The sequence below is a fragment of the Pseudarthrobacter linnaei genome (assembly GCF_055412825.1).
In genome coordinates this window covers 48,973-65,820 of sequence record NZ_JBVAYX010000012.1, presented here as the reverse complement: position 1 = coordinate 65,820, position 16,848 = coordinate 48,973, and the positions used below count along the sequence as shown (strand labels likewise).

At 60.3% G+C, this 16,848-nt stretch carries 9 protein-coding genes; 2 read left to right on the top strand and 7 right to left on the bottom strand.

What is annotated here, in order from left to right; genetic code table 11:
• Positions 1 to 18 precede the first annotated feature (18 nt).
• Both ACZYZ3_RS12390 and ACZYZ3_RS12385 read right to left on the bottom strand, forming a co-directional pair.
• The gene (locus ACZYZ3_RS12390) at positions 19 to 1,536 is read right to left on the bottom strand and encodes an ADP-ribosylglycohydrolase family protein (protein WP_463964119.1); all 1,518 of its coding nucleotides are present in this window, start codon (positions 1,534 to 1,536) and stop codon (positions 19 to 21) included.
• A complete protein-coding gene (locus ACZYZ3_RS12385) occupies positions 1,533 to 2,498 on the bottom strand; it encodes an ARPP-1 family domain-containing protein (RefSeq protein ID WP_463964118.1) in 966 nt (321 codons plus the stop codon). Before ACZYZ3_RS12385 ends, ACZYZ3_RS12390 begins: the two co-directional genes overlap by 4 nt.
• Before the next feature lie 94 nt (positions 2,499 to 2,592).
• Here ACZYZ3_RS12385 and ACZYZ3_RS12380 point away from each other — a divergent pair, with 94 nt between their 5' ends.
• Together ACZYZ3_RS12380 and ACZYZ3_RS12375 are read left to right on the top strand one after the other, a co-directional pair.
• A complete protein-coding gene (locus tag ACZYZ3_RS12380; RefSeq protein ID WP_463964117.1) occupies positions 2,593 to 3,264 on the top strand; it encodes an NUDIX hydrolase in 672 nt (223 codons plus the stop codon).
• A gap of 196 nt (positions 3,265 to 3,460) precedes the next feature.
• A complete protein-coding gene (locus tag ACZYZ3_RS12375; protein ID WP_463964116.1) occupies positions 3,461 to 5,338 on the top strand; it encodes a TY-Chap2 family putative peptide chaperone in 1,878 nt (625 codons plus the stop codon).
• Positions 5,339 to 5,644: 306 nt separating this feature from the next.
• Here the strand turns inward: ACZYZ3_RS12375 and ACZYZ3_RS12370 are convergent, their stop codons facing one another.
• The 5 genes from ACZYZ3_RS12370 to ACZYZ3_RS12350 all read right to left on the bottom strand — a co-directional run bounded on the left by ACZYZ3_RS12370 (position 5,645) and on the right by ACZYZ3_RS12350 (position 16,839).
• Positions 5,645 to 7,801, bottom strand: a complete 2,157-nt coding sequence (locus tag ACZYZ3_RS12370; protein ID WP_463964115.1) for a GmrSD restriction endonuclease domain-containing protein — start codon at positions 7,799 to 7,801, stop codon at positions 5,645 to 5,647.
• A gap of 118 nt (positions 7,802 to 7,919) precedes the next feature.
• Positions 7,920 to 11,021 carry a Z1 domain-containing protein gene (locus ACZYZ3_RS12365; RefSeq protein ID WP_463964114.1) on the bottom strand — a complete coding sequence of 1,034 codons (3,102 nt, stop codon included), beginning with the start codon at positions 11,019 to 11,021 and terminating at the stop codon, positions 7,920 to 7,922.
• Entirely contained in the window at positions 10,948 to 11,925 is a 978-nt protein-coding gene (locus tag ACZYZ3_RS12360; protein WP_463964113.1) for a PD-(D/E)XK motif protein, read from the bottom strand. The genes ACZYZ3_RS12365 and ACZYZ3_RS12360 overlap by 74 nt, the downstream gene beginning before the upstream one ends.
• A complete protein-coding gene (locus ACZYZ3_RS12355) occupies positions 11,918 to 13,465 on the bottom strand; it encodes an ATP-binding protein (protein WP_463964112.1) in 1,548 nt (515 codons plus the stop codon). Before ACZYZ3_RS12355 ends, ACZYZ3_RS12360 begins: the two co-directional genes overlap by 8 nt.
• A complete protein-coding gene (locus ACZYZ3_RS12350; protein ID WP_463964111.1) occupies positions 13,462 to 16,839 on the bottom strand; it encodes a DUF499 family protein in 3,378 nt (1,125 codons plus the stop codon). The genes ACZYZ3_RS12355 and ACZYZ3_RS12350 overlap by 4 nt, the downstream gene beginning before the upstream one ends.
• Positions 16,840 to 16,848: the final 9 nt, after the last annotated feature.

The following is a 16,848-nucleotide window of genomic DNA, read 5'->3' as shown; positions in this document are numbered from 1 at the left end:
CAAGCTCGTGAAAGCAGACTACGTGGCCGGTGTGACACTATTCACTCGGTCCGCCGGCACCGCGCCGAGCAGCCGAACAAACAGCGGGTTCGGATTCGCCCCCGGCAGGACCCGCCGCAGGTCCTCAAGCGCCTCCAGCGGCGTAATCCCCGCAGCCTGCGCCCCGTAGAGCGCCGCCACGGTCGGCGTCCGGGACTCGGCCCGCACGCAGTGCAGCAGCACCGTCTTGCCCTCCGCGCGGAAGCGTTCGACGGCGGCTGCGGCGTCCCGCAGCACGAACGCGGCATGGGCGTTGTCATCCACGACCGGGGAGTCGACGATCCAGAACGCGGCATGGTCGTCCGGCGCCACCGAAGGCGCATCAGAAGTCCCCAGCCGGCACAGGGACACCACGGCGTCGATCCCCAGCTCCGGCACGCGCCCGAGCGAACCCACGCCGCCCAGCCAGACGCCGGCGTCGTGCGGGTGCTGGACGAGGACATCGGTGCGGCCCCACCTGCTGTAGTCCTGGCGCTCGGCGCGCGGCCAGGACGCGGGCCGGCGCCCCTCGCCGCGGCCCAGCTCCATGCCGAGCATCATCAGGTCGCGGACCCGGAGCCCGGGCCAGCCGTGCAGGCCCCGCCGCCACTCGAAGGGCACTGCTGTGTAGCCGTAGGCGGCACCCAGCAGTCCGCCGGCGATCGCGGCGACGGTGTCGGTGTCCCGCCCGCCGCGGACGGCCTCCTCCAGCGCGGCCCGCAGGTGCGCCGGGCCGGACGCCGAGAAGCCTGCGTAGTGGATGGCGCTCCAGGCGCCCTGGAACGCCTCGACCACCCAGCCGTTGTTGGTGAAGTCCCGGGGCCGGGAGCGCTCGGCCACCTCGATCCGCTCCAGCCACACCGCTGAGCGGGCGGGGGACAGCAGTGGCAGCCCGGCCCGGACGTCGAACCGCCCGGTCAGGACGGCCGCGCGGATGGCCACGCACCAGAGACCGCAGGCCTCCTGCGCGTCCGGATCGGCGTGGGTCAGCGCGCTGAGCACCCCGGCCTGGGCCATGAGCCCGGCCGGGTCCCGGTCCAGGTAGGCAAGGGCCAGCGGTGCGGTGCGCATCAGCGAGCCGTTGCCGGCGCTGCGGCCCGTGCGGGCATGGAAGTCCGCGGCCGCGGCGCTGAAGTCGGCCGCGTGGACCTTGCTCCGGCCGATGGCCGCGGCAAGCCGGCGGGCGGCCGCGATGACGGAACTGGTCTGGGCTCCGACGTCCTTGGCCTCGGCGGCCCAGGCCGTCCAGGCGCGGACGATCATGGTGAGCGCCGCAGGGGAGGAGGACCCGGCGTCGGACGCCGCCGCCAGCAAGGCCTGGGCGATCGGGATGGCCATGGAGGTGTCGTCGGTCCACTCGGCCGGCGCGAACCCGAACGGCCCGCCGCCCTTCATGGTCACCTCGGCGCCGTCCGGCAGCGGCGCGCCGAACTCGTAGCCGGCGCCGAGGGCGTCACCGGCGGCCAGGGCGACGAGGACGCCAGCCGCGCGGTCATTCTGCAAGGGGGTCAGTTTCATGCCATCTCCATCAGGGGGTGTCGGGTGTTCCAGCCGGTCAGGTGGGCCAGCTGGGGGCGGCGCTTGGGGAGCTCGACGGCGACGCCGGCCGCCGAAACCGTGCCGGCGGCGCGTGAGACATTGCGGCTCCGCAAGGAGCCGTGGCTCCGGACCTCGACCGCCGCGGCGCCGCCGTCGAACGTGCCGAAGTCCATCGCCTGGGCCTGGGCGGCGAAGTCGCGGGCCCGCTGGCCCGGCATGGGACCGGACGCCAGCGCCTGGGGCGAGAGGAGTTCCAGATCAAGCAGCGCGGAATCGATCAGCTGGCGGTAGTGCCGGCGGAAGAGCGTGCCGGTGCCGAAGACCTCCAGGAGCAGCGGCTGCTGGCCCAGGCCGAGCACGACGCCGCGCTGGCCTTCCATGGCGTCCGGGGCGTCCGCCGCGTCGAAACGGTTGCGCACGTTCCGGCCCTCCTTGAAGAGGTCCATGTAGTCGAGCAGGGAGCTGCTCACCGAGGCGCCGCGGGCGGCGTCGAAGCGGCTGACCCGCTCCCAGATGCGGTCCTGCCGGTTGCCGCCGCGCTGGCCGCCGGGGCCGTTGGCCAGCTCGGACCAGACGTTCAGCGGGGCGCGCCGTGCCTGCCGGCGGTGGCTGGTTTCCCCGGCTTCCCAGCGGCCGGCCTCGACGCAGAAGGTGTCGATGTCGCGGGTTTCGCCGGGACCCAGGACGACGTCGCGGGCGCAGGTCCGGTGCTGCTGTCCGCCCTCGAGCAGCTCGCCTTCCAGCAGCAGGGCCGGGTGCGGGCCGTTGTTGGTGACGGTGAGCCGGGCGACCTGGGGGCCGCTGGCGAGCTCGGTGACGGCGACGTCGGCGTGGGTGCCGGTGCTGATGCCCAGGCTGCCGGACCCGGAGGTCCAGACGGGGAAGATGCTAAGCGGCCCGAGCCAGGCGCCGGCGCCGACGTGGAGCTGTGGAACCTTCATGATGGACCTCCCGTTGATTTAATGCACTTCTGCGCTAATTGACTTCAGTATGCACGGCTTGCATCTTTAGCGCAAGACTGCGATAAATAATGATGTGAAGGATTCGAAGAACGGCCCCGGAACGTCCCTGCTCGACTACCCGCGCCCCTCGGTGGCGGTGGATACGGCGGTGCTGACGGTGTCAGAGGGCAGCGTGTGTGTGCTCCTCGTGAAGCGGGAGGAACCGGACCAGCACGGACGGTGGGCCTTGCCCGGCACGTTCCTGCGCGAACGCGAGACGCTCGCGGACGCGGTGCTGCGGTCCCTGCGGGAGAAGGCCGGCATCTCCGGCCGGGTGCCGCGCCAGCTGCAGGTCTTCGACGAGCCCGGGCGCGACGACCGCGGCTGGGTGTTGTCCGTGGCGCATGTGGATGTGGTGCCTTTGGCGGCGCTGGAGGAGGCGTTGACGTCCGACGGCGTCCGGCTGGCTTCGGTGGGCGGGGAGCCGGAGCTGATCGCGGGGCTGCCGTACGGCCATGCGGAGATTGTGGCGAAGGCGGTCGAGTGGCTCCGGGCCGCCTATGCGGAGGCCCCGGATCCCGGGGAGCTCCTGGAAGAGCCGTTCACGCTGAAGGATCTCCGCGAGCTCCACGAGGCTGTGGCGGGCGAAGCGCTCATGCGCGACACGTTCCGGCGGTTCATGGAGCCGAAGCTGGCGGGGACCGGGCAGATGTCCGACGGGACACGGGGGAGGCCGTCACGGTTGTGGGTGCGGGGCGCGGCATGAAATGGGCGCCTCGTCTGAAGGACCAATGTGTTCTAGCCAGACGACGTAGCCGTAGCAGTGTCTTTCATCCACCTTCAAGGGCTTTGCTTCGCCGATTCCTGGCGCAGCCGTCCCAGTGACACCGGTTTAAAGAGTCCCCGCCAAACCACGGCGAACACTGGCGCAGAATTAACGAAGCACCGAATAAGGTCGAGTTATGTCTTTTGATGCCTGGACGCCGCTCGAATGTCTTGATGACGATCTTCTGACTCTGGAGTCAGCTGCAATTCTGTCGTTGGCGGCGAAGCACAGGATCGATGAGTTGAACGCGGCGATCGAGACATGGGGGGCTGTGCAGTACCGTCTGCGCGGGGAAGTAGATATCGCCCGCGAAGTCGCGAGGGGATTCGACATGCTCAATGACATGCTGCGAGTGACGGGGCTTGTGCTGCCCTCGGCGGTAAGCAGGGGGCGGCTGAATTCGTTCAACGAGACAATGGGAGAATTGTCTGGAATTATGGCAAACCCGCAGGGCGACTCACACAGTGTCCGTGCTGCTGTCGGTCTGCTCAACCTCGCAATTGAAAAGTCCACGGCATCGTCCCCGGTTATCTCCGACCTATTCTGCAGCGGAGTGCTGGACAAGGCATGGCGCGAAATCGGACGGTTGGTTGATTCACTCGTTTCCAAACCGAGGGAGACTCAACCACCAGAGGTTTGTACTCCGATATCAAGTGACTGGAACGCTCACGACCCAGCCCTTCTCGGCGACTGCGCGCCATGGACATGGGGGATTGGTCCCATGTTCCAGACTCTCGGCGGTTGGGACTCAGCATGGTTGATGGCACCGGAGATGTTCGAAGATGAACTTTTGGACAGGGTTCGCTACTGGACACCACTTCCACACCTCGCACTGGGGCCGCTTGGATGGTCAGATCCCGCCATGGGCGTGGCGCGCTGGATCCTCATGGGCATGCCGCAGACGACGCCCGAATTATCGTTGTTGGCGCGCGTTTGGGGTCCTTCCGCGCTCATGTATTTCTCACATCCCCAGATGGACTGGATTCCGCAGTTTCCAGGGAGTCTTGGCTTCACACCGCGCACATCAGGGAGTCAACTCAGCCGTATCTTCGAGGAGCGGGAAAGCGCTCAAATTTTCGCGGGCTGCGGTGGGCTTCATATACAAGTCCATTTGCAGTGGCAGATGTGCGGTGAAGAAATGCCAGAAAACGTTCGCCTGCCCGCATTCATCGAGACGGACGATCGTCGAAGGGTCGTTCTTAAGCTTGATGCAATGAGAGCGTGGCACACACAACTTCAAACTGCTGGCGACAGTATTGCGGCTGAGCTTGAGAACCCAAGAGTCGAAGTAACAGTGATCGCACCACCGTTGGGCAACCTTGGCACATTCTCGAGGTCCCAGCTGACCGGACTCTGGTATTCAGGCTCCCATGAAGCCCACATCTTGGGCCACAGCAAGCTGCGCGGTCCTGTACGCCGGCTGTCGTCGACTTGTGGACCAGCAACAACGCGCTCGGCTCGCGAGAATCTCTCGGTTCGACACACAAACGCTGCGGCCTTTTGGCTTGCAGGCGAGCTTGCTCGCCGCCATCCTCACTATGTCCTAATTGCGGACGGAGTCCATGGCCTTCGACTGGTAAGTTCTTCGGGAGCTCCCATTCACATCTCGCGACGTGCTTCCGTCCGGGTTGGAGAAATGGAAGTGGTCAATGCCGCAGAGATGTTTGCTGCGGATGACAAGCGAAAGATCGTCGAAGACCTTGAAGCCAAATTGGGGCTCCCCGTCAGGAAGCATGCGGCGGCTACGACGGAGCGGACCATCATGTATCGAGCGATGGCGCACATTATGGCGATTACGGTGGGCGATAAAGCGACCTGGGACTTTGTGACCGCGGATCCAGTATCTGACGGAGCTTGGCATTTGACTCGCGATGCGGAGCACGTGGCATTCCTGAACTCGGATGGGAGAGTCCGCCTCTCACAAGGAACCGTCAATCTGCTTGAGCGGTACAACGTGCACTCTCGTAGAATGACTCCCATGATCGGCGATGTCTTCGGGTCAATCCTTCCATGAAAGGAAATCGTGGAGTCTAACAATGGACACTTGCAGCGCGTCATTTCATCAGTCTCTGGATATCTTGCGGAGAGTCCCGCTCAGGCGCTTGAATCGGTCCGCCGCCATCTGGAGGAGCAGCTACATGAAGCCCGTCGCGAGGATCCGCGGTTTGTCATTACCACAGTTTCGCATCACCTCACCGAATGGAACCGAAAGCCAATGGTTACAGCCATCGCGACACTCGACATCATTTAGGCAGTTTGGTTAGGCATCTCTGCAGCCCGCGACATGATGCGCTTTAGGCTGACGAAATGCCCGAAGTCCTTAGAAGAGTTCGGCCACTTCCGTCTCTGGTGCATCGAAGAGTTCTAGCCTGGAGTCAATTAGCTTGCGGCGCAGATGATCGAGTGTGATGCCGCGATCTCGGTCTACGAACCAGAACTTCCAGCCATTTATTGCCTTCTGGCGCAGCCCTTTAGCGGCGCCCGATGGTGACTCGAACCGTTGACCGTTCATTAGAAGCGCACCGTCGGGCAAAACTGTTGCGAGACCAGAAGGATCGGTACTACGTGCCAGCAAAGTTTGTCCAGGTGCGAGAAGTTCGGCGTCTATAAGATCGGCGAGGCCAACCTCGTGATCGAGGCTCTTCGCGTGTCCAGCCTTCGTCGCGCCCTTGGCTTCGACTGGTACCGGCCAGATCGTTTGAATCGCCGTGATGAGCAGTTCACCGCGCAGCCGAATTGCGTCTTCATCCCACCCATCCCTGCCTTCTTCAGCAATGCGCTGATTCATGAGAAGGATGCTGTGTTCGTTAAGTGACTGGCGCTTTCCAGGGCTGCCGAGCCACGGACCGTTGGAAATCTTGCTATTGAGTCCACCAGCGACCAGGGTTAGGTTACCCAAGAGATGTACATGATCGCTTCGGCGGACCTGCCTAGCGGTGTCGGATCCAACTCCCCAGTGTTCAGTCCAATTCTGTGGGATCAAATGTTCAATGGAGTGTCTGCCGCGGGTGACGCGCCCCTCAGAATAGGAATTCTTGAACCCGCCGTAGCCTCGATAGTGGTCTTCCACGGACTCCAGCACCAGCCGGATCAGAGGCTTTCGAAATCGTGAGTAGACGGCCAAGTCTCTTAGCTCGTGCCTCAACTCGTCGTCCGTGGGCCATGCAAAGTTGGTGGTGCCGACTTCCGCCAGAAGCGTTGTCAGGACGTCCCCTGCGAAGTCTCGCGATGAATCGTTGAGTTGACTGATGAGGTCAGCGACAAACGATCCGATCCCCGCATTGCCAGATCGCATGAGTGCACGACGGACAAGCCAACTCTCGAGGGACGCAACGAATCTTTTCATCTGCATGTTGGGGATAGGGGTTTTCGACGGGTCAGTCGCCCAGATAAGCAACGGCCCAGCACTCTGAGTTCCCAGCGCCGACGTGCGGTATGCGAACAGCGCGAGTAGATCGAGGTCGCCATCCTTAGTCTCAGCCTCGATTGTCCACCCCTGATAGCGGGAAGCCGAAGCATCCAAAGCGGGAAGAAGCGCCGCCATAGGTCGATCGGCTGAATGCTCCGCGTACTGTTTGAATTTTCGGAAAACTTCGCGACTGGGAACATCTCTTCCAGTTTGCGCCGTTATCCATTGGGCCAAGAAGTTTGAAATTCGAGGAGCGGAGCTGCCGCCGAGCTTCACTTCGGCCTCCCAGAACGGCGTCTCAAACATCGACCAATACTTGGTGTACATGGCTTCAGTATCGGCTTTATTGAGCTCGAGTCTCTGGAACACAAAATTCTTGATCAAATCAGCCCCTGTTAGAGGCGTGCCTCGGGCATTGAGAGTCTCGAAGATCAGCTGTGAATCCTCATCGTGTTCGAGTTCGATGGCCACCACCGTGACCTTATGGAGAAGTGCAGACACAAGAACTCGAGAGCGCAGGACCGGGTCACCCGATAGTATCCACTTCTCAATGGATTCGCCGAAGAATCGGTGACCTTTCGCTAGGAGGCTTGCTGAGTGTGACTTGTGGAATTCGTTAGTAGATGTTGCGTTCATGATCGCCTGGTACGTATCTTGGTCCCGCGTCGTGGGTGTCAGTTTGTAACGGTCAGAATCCGATAGGTAGTCCTCGTTGTTCCGGAAGTGTGACCGCAGATATGGCGCTTCTGGAATGCCTCGTGCCGACATAACGGTCCAGGCAGCATGTAGCAGCAGCTGGAGTGTCGTCAGGCGTTGCTGGCCGTCGATGATCGTGCGAGTTTGGATCATGGCCGAGCCTGCCACGTTTTGGAGCACAACAGCGCCGAGAAAGTGCGGTTCGACCTTCGCGTCTTCAGTTTCGTAGGCCTCCGCTAAGCGCTCGAGATCCTCCCAAAGGGGCGCCCACTGTCGCTCCTCGTTCCAGACGTATTGCCGCTGAAAGAGAGGAACCAGTAAGCGTTGACCTGCCTGAAAGACCTGCTGCAAGTTCTTGAGGTGAGTGTCCACGGAGATCCTTTCACTTGGGGAGATCCGTTACGTTGAAGGCACGTCCCGGTTGCGCGTCGCGGTCGCCACGCAACTTGCGGTGTGTGGCGGCACGCCGGCCGCCACACACCGTGCAGCTTTAGCCGGCGGCGAGCCTGGCCTCGTGGTCGCTGAGGTTGTAGCCTTCATCACCCGCGGAGAGGATCGCGGCAGTTGCCTTCTTCTGGCTACGCACTGTAAACCCAATCTTGCCCTTCGGCGCCGAAGCGTACGGTGCCGCATAGGAGATCATTACTGCGATGACAGCGGGATCAACCTCGCCGGCAAGCGTTGAGGGACTACTCACCGAGTGCTTACCTTTTGGGTCGTGAGCGGCCGTCAGAAGGATTGCTCCGCGCGTTTGAGACCGGAGTGATTCCACCAGCTCCGTCACACCGTCTTTCTGGCGCGGGTCGGCAATGGCCTCTACGGCAACCCGTTGCCTTCGTGAGCTGCCGGAGAATGCCCATTGCCGCTCCTCACGGCGCTTCCGCTTGAGCACATTGAGCGGCACTCCGTCGACAGTTACTCGCGTTCCTTCTGTCAGCTCGGGAGCAATTACAACCCAATCCTCAATCCGTCCGTCGGCAACAGCCCTCTTGAGAAATTGAAGCTGGGGCTCGAGATCGAATGTTTCGCTGAAGGTCGTGTTCTGAAGAACCTTGATGAAGTCGTCGCCCGAAACGATTCCGTACTTAGCTGCGTAAGTTGATCCCGAGTCTGTAACGAAGGCGGCTTCGTCGACGGCAGCGTCAATCAGGGGCTTCACGGCTTGGAAGTTGCCCCTGTTGACGGTGTCCTTCTGCGCAGGCAGTGCGTTGAGGTCCTTCAGGCGCCCGCCTTCCCCGCGCTCGGTCACAACTGCGTTGTATCTCTTGTTTGCAGCCGTCGGGGACAGCCATTGGAGGTGCTGCGTAACAAGTGGCGGCACGTCTCTTGGTCGAACCTGTGGCTTGCCTTCGTCGTCCAGTTCGGCGTAGCGCGCGAGCTCCTCGCGGAAGAGCTCCTCGTCAATGACTATGGATTCGAAAGCTTCATAGAGGTCGAAATATTTCTGGCCGCTGAGCTCCGCCCGCCCGATATAGAGGCGCACCAGATCCCGATATCCGCCGCGAAATCCGAACCATCGTCCCATCTGCATCAACGTGTCCGCAGCCAACGTCTTTCGCCGATAATAGGAAACGGTGAGGCCCTCAACCGTAAATCCACGGCTCAACTTCGTGCCGCCCACGAGAATGCGCCAAACGGAGCCACGATCAAAATTCAGCGCATCTTGGTGTGCCTGCAGATCCTTGTCCCCATTGATAACGAGAACAGGATTCTGGCTGGAGTTAATCTTGTCGAGCGCCTTCCCGATATACGGCCGCAGGTCTTCGAATGACGCCGGAATCAACGTATGGTCTTCAGCTCGGGCTTCGCTAACAGGGAGATAGTCTTTGGCCCACAATTCTTCCAGCCTGGGTAGGCCCGACGATGAGTAGCCGCCTTGGGCCCACAGTTCGCGTAAGAGGTCCGCAGTGTCCCGATGTTCGATCATCTTCACCGACTCGTGGACCAGCATCGTGTGGTGTCGGAATTTCAGTTCAGATCTTTCCGCGCGATAGAGCTTGATCGCCCCGGAGAGCAAGTAGGCGTCGAGAGCACTTCGTAGGGACTCCTCCACCGACTCTGGGTCGTCGCCGTGAACGGACCGAACAAAAGCTGCCTCATTGGAGGTCGCGAACGATTTAGAGCCATTCTCGAACTCCACCCCAAGATCATGAAAATCTTTCGCACCCATATATCCTGCCGGGCGTTTCAGAGCAATGATGAAATCATTCGGGAAAATGTCCGCTGCGTCGTCGGGATCTACGAATACGTTGGCGAAGGGTGTGGCGGTATAGCCGACGTACTGCGCACGCTTAAGGGCGCCGAGCAAGTTTGTGATCTCGCGGTTTACGGCCGTGCGTTCCTTTTTCTCGGCCGCAGTTGGACGTTTTGTGCTGATGGATGCCTGGTCTGATTCATCATCGATTATGAGTGTCGGAATTTCGGCAAGACTGATTTTCAAAGACTTGAGATCCGAAACAAGCTTTTTGAGGACGGTCGTATTCTTTTTCACAACGACGATTTTGGCGTCAGCCTTGTAAAGGTTGTCCGGATGGTAAAGCGGCTTCGTCTTGTCCCGAAGGCCGGTGCGGAACTCGAGCGCGTTCAGTCCCTTCTTGAGGCGCTTATAGTCGTCTGCATATCCGGACAGGCGGACAATGTCCACGAATCCGGCATCGGAGGGCTGAACGCCGTGCGACAGGAAATTATCCCAGTCCGTATCGTCCAGATAATCGATTTCCTTGCGGTGATCCGGATCCCCGACGTCCATGCCGCCGATGATGTTTTCCTTGCCCACGAGTTCCATGTCGAGGCGTCGCTGCGTCTGCGTCCGCAGCATGTTCAGCGTTCCAGCGAGCACTATGATTAGTCGGTAGCCAGCGTCGATGGATTTAGCAATCGTTCCGGCAAACTGGGCAGTTTTCCCGCTCTGTACGTATCCCACGACCAAGCCCTTTGACTGGTATGCAGTTTCGTTTGTGGGGTCGCTGAGCCGGCTGACCACTTCACGTGTGCTGACGTCCAGGTCTGCTATCGCCTCCGCAGGCCACCCTTTGCCAGCAAGAACACCGCGGTAGGCCGGCCAGTAGAACGAGTGCTGCTTGGCGCGCTCCTCTGTGTACCAAGGGTCAGCCTCAGTTGCGATGACAATGTCTCCTTCGTCCGAGCGCACCGGCCATTGGCCGTTCACCACGTCTTTGGCATCATCGCTGAAGCCGAGAAGCGTGAGGACACGATCGCGGCGGCCAATGGTCGCGGGCTCCGAGCCTTCGAACCACTCGCCCTGGGACGTGCCGTCCCACCGAGCCAAAGCGAGTTGGAATTCCATTCGGATGGGGTCGTTGACGTTCTCTGCCGTGATGGCCGAGATCAGCTCTTCCTCAGTAATGCCCGGGAGATCTTCAATCTTGAGTTCGTTGTTTACACGAACCAACAACGATTTCGGGCGGTCAGCACCCATGACCTTCAGGTGAGAGATGATAGCCTCGCGAACTGCGGATGATGACAACGTTTCCCCCATAGGACCCGTCCCTTCGTGATTAGACCAGTTGGCCGATGGAAATTGCTTGATTGAGAGGAGCCGGGGCAGCAGCCGGTTCTCGGCTGCTGACATCCACACGATAGGACACGTCACTGACAGTTTCGAAGTGCGGCACGACCGACTTCAGTGCCGCGGTGGTAATTGCGGGGAAATCGTCGGTGACAAGGTAAGTCAGGATGGGGCTACGCAGCATGAATCGCTGTGAATACAAGTCGGCGTCGTCGCGGCGCCACCCCAGACCTCTCAGGTAACCCCAAAATCGCTCGGTTTCAGTGTCCAACGACTGCCCGACGTTGGTTACCAGCTCGTTCAAAGACTCACCGGAATCCAACCCGGCCCTCGTGATCTGAACTGAAATTAGCCACAAGTCTCGCCCGGGGATTTTCTCGAGCTGGGATGCCGATCCGATTACGTGGGTGCGTTTTTCGCTGGTGGTTGTCTTGCATTCGGCGTCAAATGCGCTGAAGACGAAGTCATGCTGTTCGCTCGCGGGCCCCAACCATGCATCCACGGCACTAGTTTCACCAATCGAGGCGATGAGTTGGCGCATGAGGAGAAGCTCGCCGTATAATCCGTGCTGCTGTTCTGCGCTCAAGCCGCTCTTGCCACGTAGCAAAGCCTTGTAATTTCCAAGAGCTTCTGTAGTTGCTCGCGCGAAGCTGGAACCGGCGAACAGTTCATCAATGATTGCCGTCAGAATGTTGTAAGCCTCGAAGTGGGCGTCCGTGGCATCTACCCGGACCTCGAATTCGCTGGATGGCCCATCGCCCAGTACGGCAAAGGAGATTCTGCTGAATTTGCTGACGTCCGGTTCAGCTCCTTCTGCCGGGGCAGTCAGAGCTATCTCCTCGTGGATTGGGTCGATAGTGATTTCGCATCTCGGAGAGTCGATGACGCGATGTCTGGAAATCTCACGTTCCGCAAATAGGCGTTCAAGTGAATCGGGGTCAAAGAACCGGTGCTGGAGGTTACTCATCTTTTCTCTCTTCGTGGACGGCGGAGGCTCGACTAACATCGTCCCTCAGTGCGTGCTCCAGTGCCAGTGAAATCCGAAAATGATCCTGTTGTCTATTCTTTTGAAGATGGGATTTGAGGAACTCTTCCTCGAGCAGCAGGAAAAACAGCGTCTTGATAAGCTGCGCATCGTTCGTTGCACCTCGCATACCACCATTGATGATTTCCCTATAATTCTGGTTTAGATAAATTACTCGACCTTCGAGGTCAATCTCATAAAGTCCCATGCTGAGGGCTTTCCAGCTTATTTGAATGGGGTCCGAGTTGGGGCGCAGCATCTTTTCGTTGGATGCAATCATGGTCCTGCTGGCATCAGAGAAGCCGCGTCCCATGGGTGCGAAGCGTCGGTGTTCTCTCGTACGCCGGTTGGACTCTTTGAAGGCGGCTCTGGCGGTATCCAGGTACTGTCGAAAGGTCACCCCCGAACTGCTGACGGCTCTGTCGATCGCAGTCGTGAGAGCCGGGGTAAATTGGACCCCGGTCTTTTCTGGATTGATCTTAACGTGCTCGTCGATGCCGGTACCGACATCGAAAATTACCCGCGCCAACTGCAGCGCTTTCTCGTTCGGAAGGAGTTTCGGCCATCCACCGAGATGCTGCAGCCGGTCGCGGCGGTACACAAATATGCCTTGGTGGTGCTCCCGATCCTTGCCTAGGAGACGTGCTGACGGGGACGATCCACTGGCCGGCAGAACGTGGCACTCGAGAGTGAACTCCTGATCGCCCACCCGTCCTATCAGCTTCATCGGGTAGTCATCGTGTCCACTTTGCCTGTAATCGAACGGGTCGGTGGGCTCGAGCCTGGAACTTAGGCCCGCCGTGGACCGATCGGCGTCGAACACGTCAACGTAGATGTCGACTGCACCCGTCTCTAGAAGACGGTGGAAAATGACGGACAGCTCCAGTTTGAGAGCCACCAGCGCATTTTCGAACCAACGGGTCTGGTCTGCGAGGTTGTCTGCCGCGGACATGCCATGCACGTCCGACCACTGCACTACTGTGCCGGTCGTCAGATCGAAGCCGTAGTCGGACGCGTAGAGGTGCGCAAGGGCGGAAGATTTGCTGAGGATGTCGCACTGAGCGCCATGCATCATTGAGTCTTTCGTCATCCGCATGCCGGTCGCATCGTTGTTAGCAGCCCTGGTCCACACGCTAAGCACATTGGCCTGGCTGAGCGAGCTTGCTTTGAGGCCCATGCCGAAGTGACCGAGTTCGTCGGGTCGATAGTCTCTACGTCGGCCTACCGTCATCCCGTCGCGGAGCCCCTGCGGAGTCATCCCTTTTCCGTTGTCGACGATTTGCACGCCGATTATGGCCCCATGACTCTGCAGGAACCGAACCAACACCGCATTGGCTTCCGCACTGATGCTGTTGTCGATTAGGTCGGCGACCGCGGAGCTTAGTGTGTGGTGTTTTCCCAGACCCTCCATCGCTTTGGAATCGATGGGGAGTGTGACCTGCTCAACTGCCTCCTCGCCGCCGAAGAGATCCACACTTGTCATGACTCGTCCTCGAACCTAGCTGACTCGAACTTGAGCTGTGTGGCATTCTCGCGGACCACACGTACGGTGTCGGCATCAAATCCCGCCGCGCGGTTGGCGATGACCTCTACTGAGACCTCGATGTCGGCGTCGGGCACCGTGGCAAGATGACTCAACACTTCGTCATAGACCTTCTGGAGATCCGCTCTGAGAACTTCGGCGCGCGCGTAGAACGTGCCGGTGAAGCGTACGTTCTCGGCGCGCTCATGCCTGGTCGGCTCCAGCTGCTCCCACGGCAGCCTCGCCCTCGCACCTTCCTTGCCTCCAGAGGCTTTGGGCAAGGTGTCCGCGGGTTCGTCGATGGCTGTTTGTGCCCTAGCCGTCTCTCGCTCTCGCTGCTTCTCAGCCAGTCGCGGATCTACCAACAGGGTCGAGTCGGTGATTGTCTCAAACGCGTCATTAGTCATGGGAAGTGCCAGCCCGAGGAAGTCCCCCGAAGCTTCGTCGTACCCCTCGGCCAGGGCGAATCCTTCGGTGCTCCACGTAGGCAAGTCCAGCACAGCACGCACACCCGTTTCCAAGACTGAGCGGTCGCGGATACGCCGGAGGTACGCGTACTGCGTGTAGTACCCCCACAATTCGCCTAAAGCGATGCATCCAGCGTTCCAGCGTGCCCTCAGTCGCCCATCGAGGGCCTGTTTGATCGCGGCCGGGGCGTTGATCACGCGCAACGCGTCATAGCGGACCAGCGCCGCGCCAGTCCGCTCCGTTAGCGACTCACTGCCGCTGCCGATCTTCTGTTTGGACCACTGGACCGCGTGGCCCTCGTGGATCTCAGGCGCGAGGGCCCACAGGTACGTGCCGGACAGTCGGAGATCCACGGCCCTTCGGCTTTCCGCGAGTCGTGCCTTGACTTGGGTTTCTTGTTGGCGAGTCAGCCCGAGATCATCAATTTGGCCGTTGATGTCGCGCCATGCAATGAAATCCCGGACCGCGGTATCAAGTGAGGCGTACTCGTTCTCGTCCGGAGCGAGGAACACAACAGTGTTACGGTGCTGCCGATTCGCAGACCCGCGGTGTTCATACACTTCCTGAGCGAACGCCAGTGCATCGCTCGTCTCCGCTTTGCTTCGGTGTCGGTGTTTAGGGTGGAGCAGGACAAGCCGAACGCCTTCCGCATCAGGCACGTCCGCGGACGACGACGGCGCCACTACCGTTCCGGCGAACGCGGAAGTCGCGCGCGCCTCGCCTTTGTTGAGACGGTCCACAATCTCCTGCCAGACGTCTTCTTTGTGCAGGCGCTCAGCAATGTCCTTTGCCTTGCGACTCACAGAGGCCTGGACGTCGAACCAATAGCGGCTGGACTCGGAGTAAAAGTAGGTGGCCTGCTCCGACATGAGTTGGAGTGCACTGCCAAAGTTGCCCACCACATCGCCGGGGATGGCGACTCCAAGGGCAACATGCTGACGTTCAATGCCCTTGTGCGCGCTGCGGAGCGTTGGAGCAGAGCCCAGGAAAATCGTTCGTGCCAAACGTCGAGACAGAAGCCGATGTTGGAAGGCCGGCCTGGACGCATCTATCCGCGCGGGGGTAGATGCTGAGCCGTCCACATCGGAATCGATGATGGGTTTCCACTGGTCGTCGAGATACTGCGTGATCTCCGTGAGAACACCGTCAGTGTCGAGCGGGACGCTGCCCGGCATGATCATAGGGCTCTGGTCACCAGCCACCCATAGCTCGTGGACCACTGTGCTCATGAGCCGCAGGACGCCGCGGGTTCGCTGGAACCTCTCCAACGTGGACCAGTCGCGGTAGAGACGCTCGAATAGCTCCGGATGGATAGGATACGCCTCGGCGATGCGGCGCTCGTATTCGCGATCCATCGTTTCGATGGGAAACTCATCGCGATGGTTCTTATAGAACTCGGCGAATTGTCGGGCCGTTGATGAGATGTCTACGGATGCGTCTCCGGAGGGAGCTTCAAATAGACGCCGGCGCACGATCTCGAATGACTCGCGGGACGTTGCTGGCCGCCACTGATCTGCCACCCGGCGGACCACGTTTTGGAGACGCTCGAGTGCAGCCTTGCCATTGGCTCCGCCGACTTCGAGTTCGGAAGAGGAATCCTGCTGGCCCTCCGCAGTATGGTCCGACGCCGGAATTGAAACCACCAGCATGACGCCGGGTACAGACTTCGCCGCTTCAGTGAGCGTCTGTGCAAAAGTGAACTGCGTGTCGAAGGTACCAGCTGGCAAACCATCCCGCGCGTATAGCTGCCGGGCGTACGCCACCCATTCGTCAATGAGAATGAGCGACGGCGAGTAGCGGCCTAGCAGCGTTCTAAGGCTTGCGCCCGGATTAGTGCCGGAGACGTCGGAAGCCCTAACGATGTCATAGCCCTCACGGCCGCCGAGCTGCCAGGCGAGCTCGCCCCACAAAGTGTTTACGACGGTGCCATCTTCCTTAGCGCTGTCATTCCCCGGAGTTACGGCTATGTGATTACCTACCAGGACTGCGCGCTTGCACGTTCCGAGTGCCTGGAGATCGGTGCCACTGAGGAGCTCTTGTATTTCCTGAGGGTAATCACCGAGTTCATGGCCTGACATGATGTGCCAGAGCGCGAGCATCGAGTGGGTCTTTCCGCCGCCGAAGTTGGTCTGCAGGTTGATGACCGGGGGAGCGTTGAGATCGCCGCTGACGCGGCGAACGGCTTTACTAAGGAGATCCTTGAGGCCTTCCGTCAGGTAAGTGCGGCGGAAAAACTGAACAGGATCGATGTACTCATCGGACCCGACACCTTGCGCCACCATGTGGAGGTCAGCCGCGAACTCACTCGCATTGAAGGTTCCGGTGATGACATCCGCGTGCGGCTTGACGACGTCGCGCCAGGCTTTGATGGTGGACGAACCCGTTTCGGTGAGAACACCCGAGGTCGTCGCCTTCTTGACATCTTTTTGGAAGTTGCTGTTGCGGAGGTCCTCACGGGACGTCCTGATCTGGTCGGCGCCATCAGGGTACCCAACCACACGCAGGAGTCGTTCCAGAGTGTCCAGTGCGCGATACGCGTCGTCGAAATTGACCGGTGTCCGGTGCGCCCAGTTATTGCGGATATCCCGGGCCTCACCAGCCAAATTTCGTTCCGCCGGAGACAGTTTGCCGTCAAAGGGGAACCAGCCGGGAAGCAGTTTTTCGGTGAGCGCTCGGAGCTGATCATTGGGATCAAATCGGTTGTACTGTTTTACCGCACCATTTTGTGCATCTTTCGCGGCGAGAATGATTGTCCAGTCCTTGCCTGCAGGCACTCTTGCAACCAGCGCATCGGCTATGAAAGGCTCCAGGCCCTGCGCAAAAATGTCTAGTGCCTTGCCGATTCGGTCTAGATTACTCAATGCCATTATTCCCCC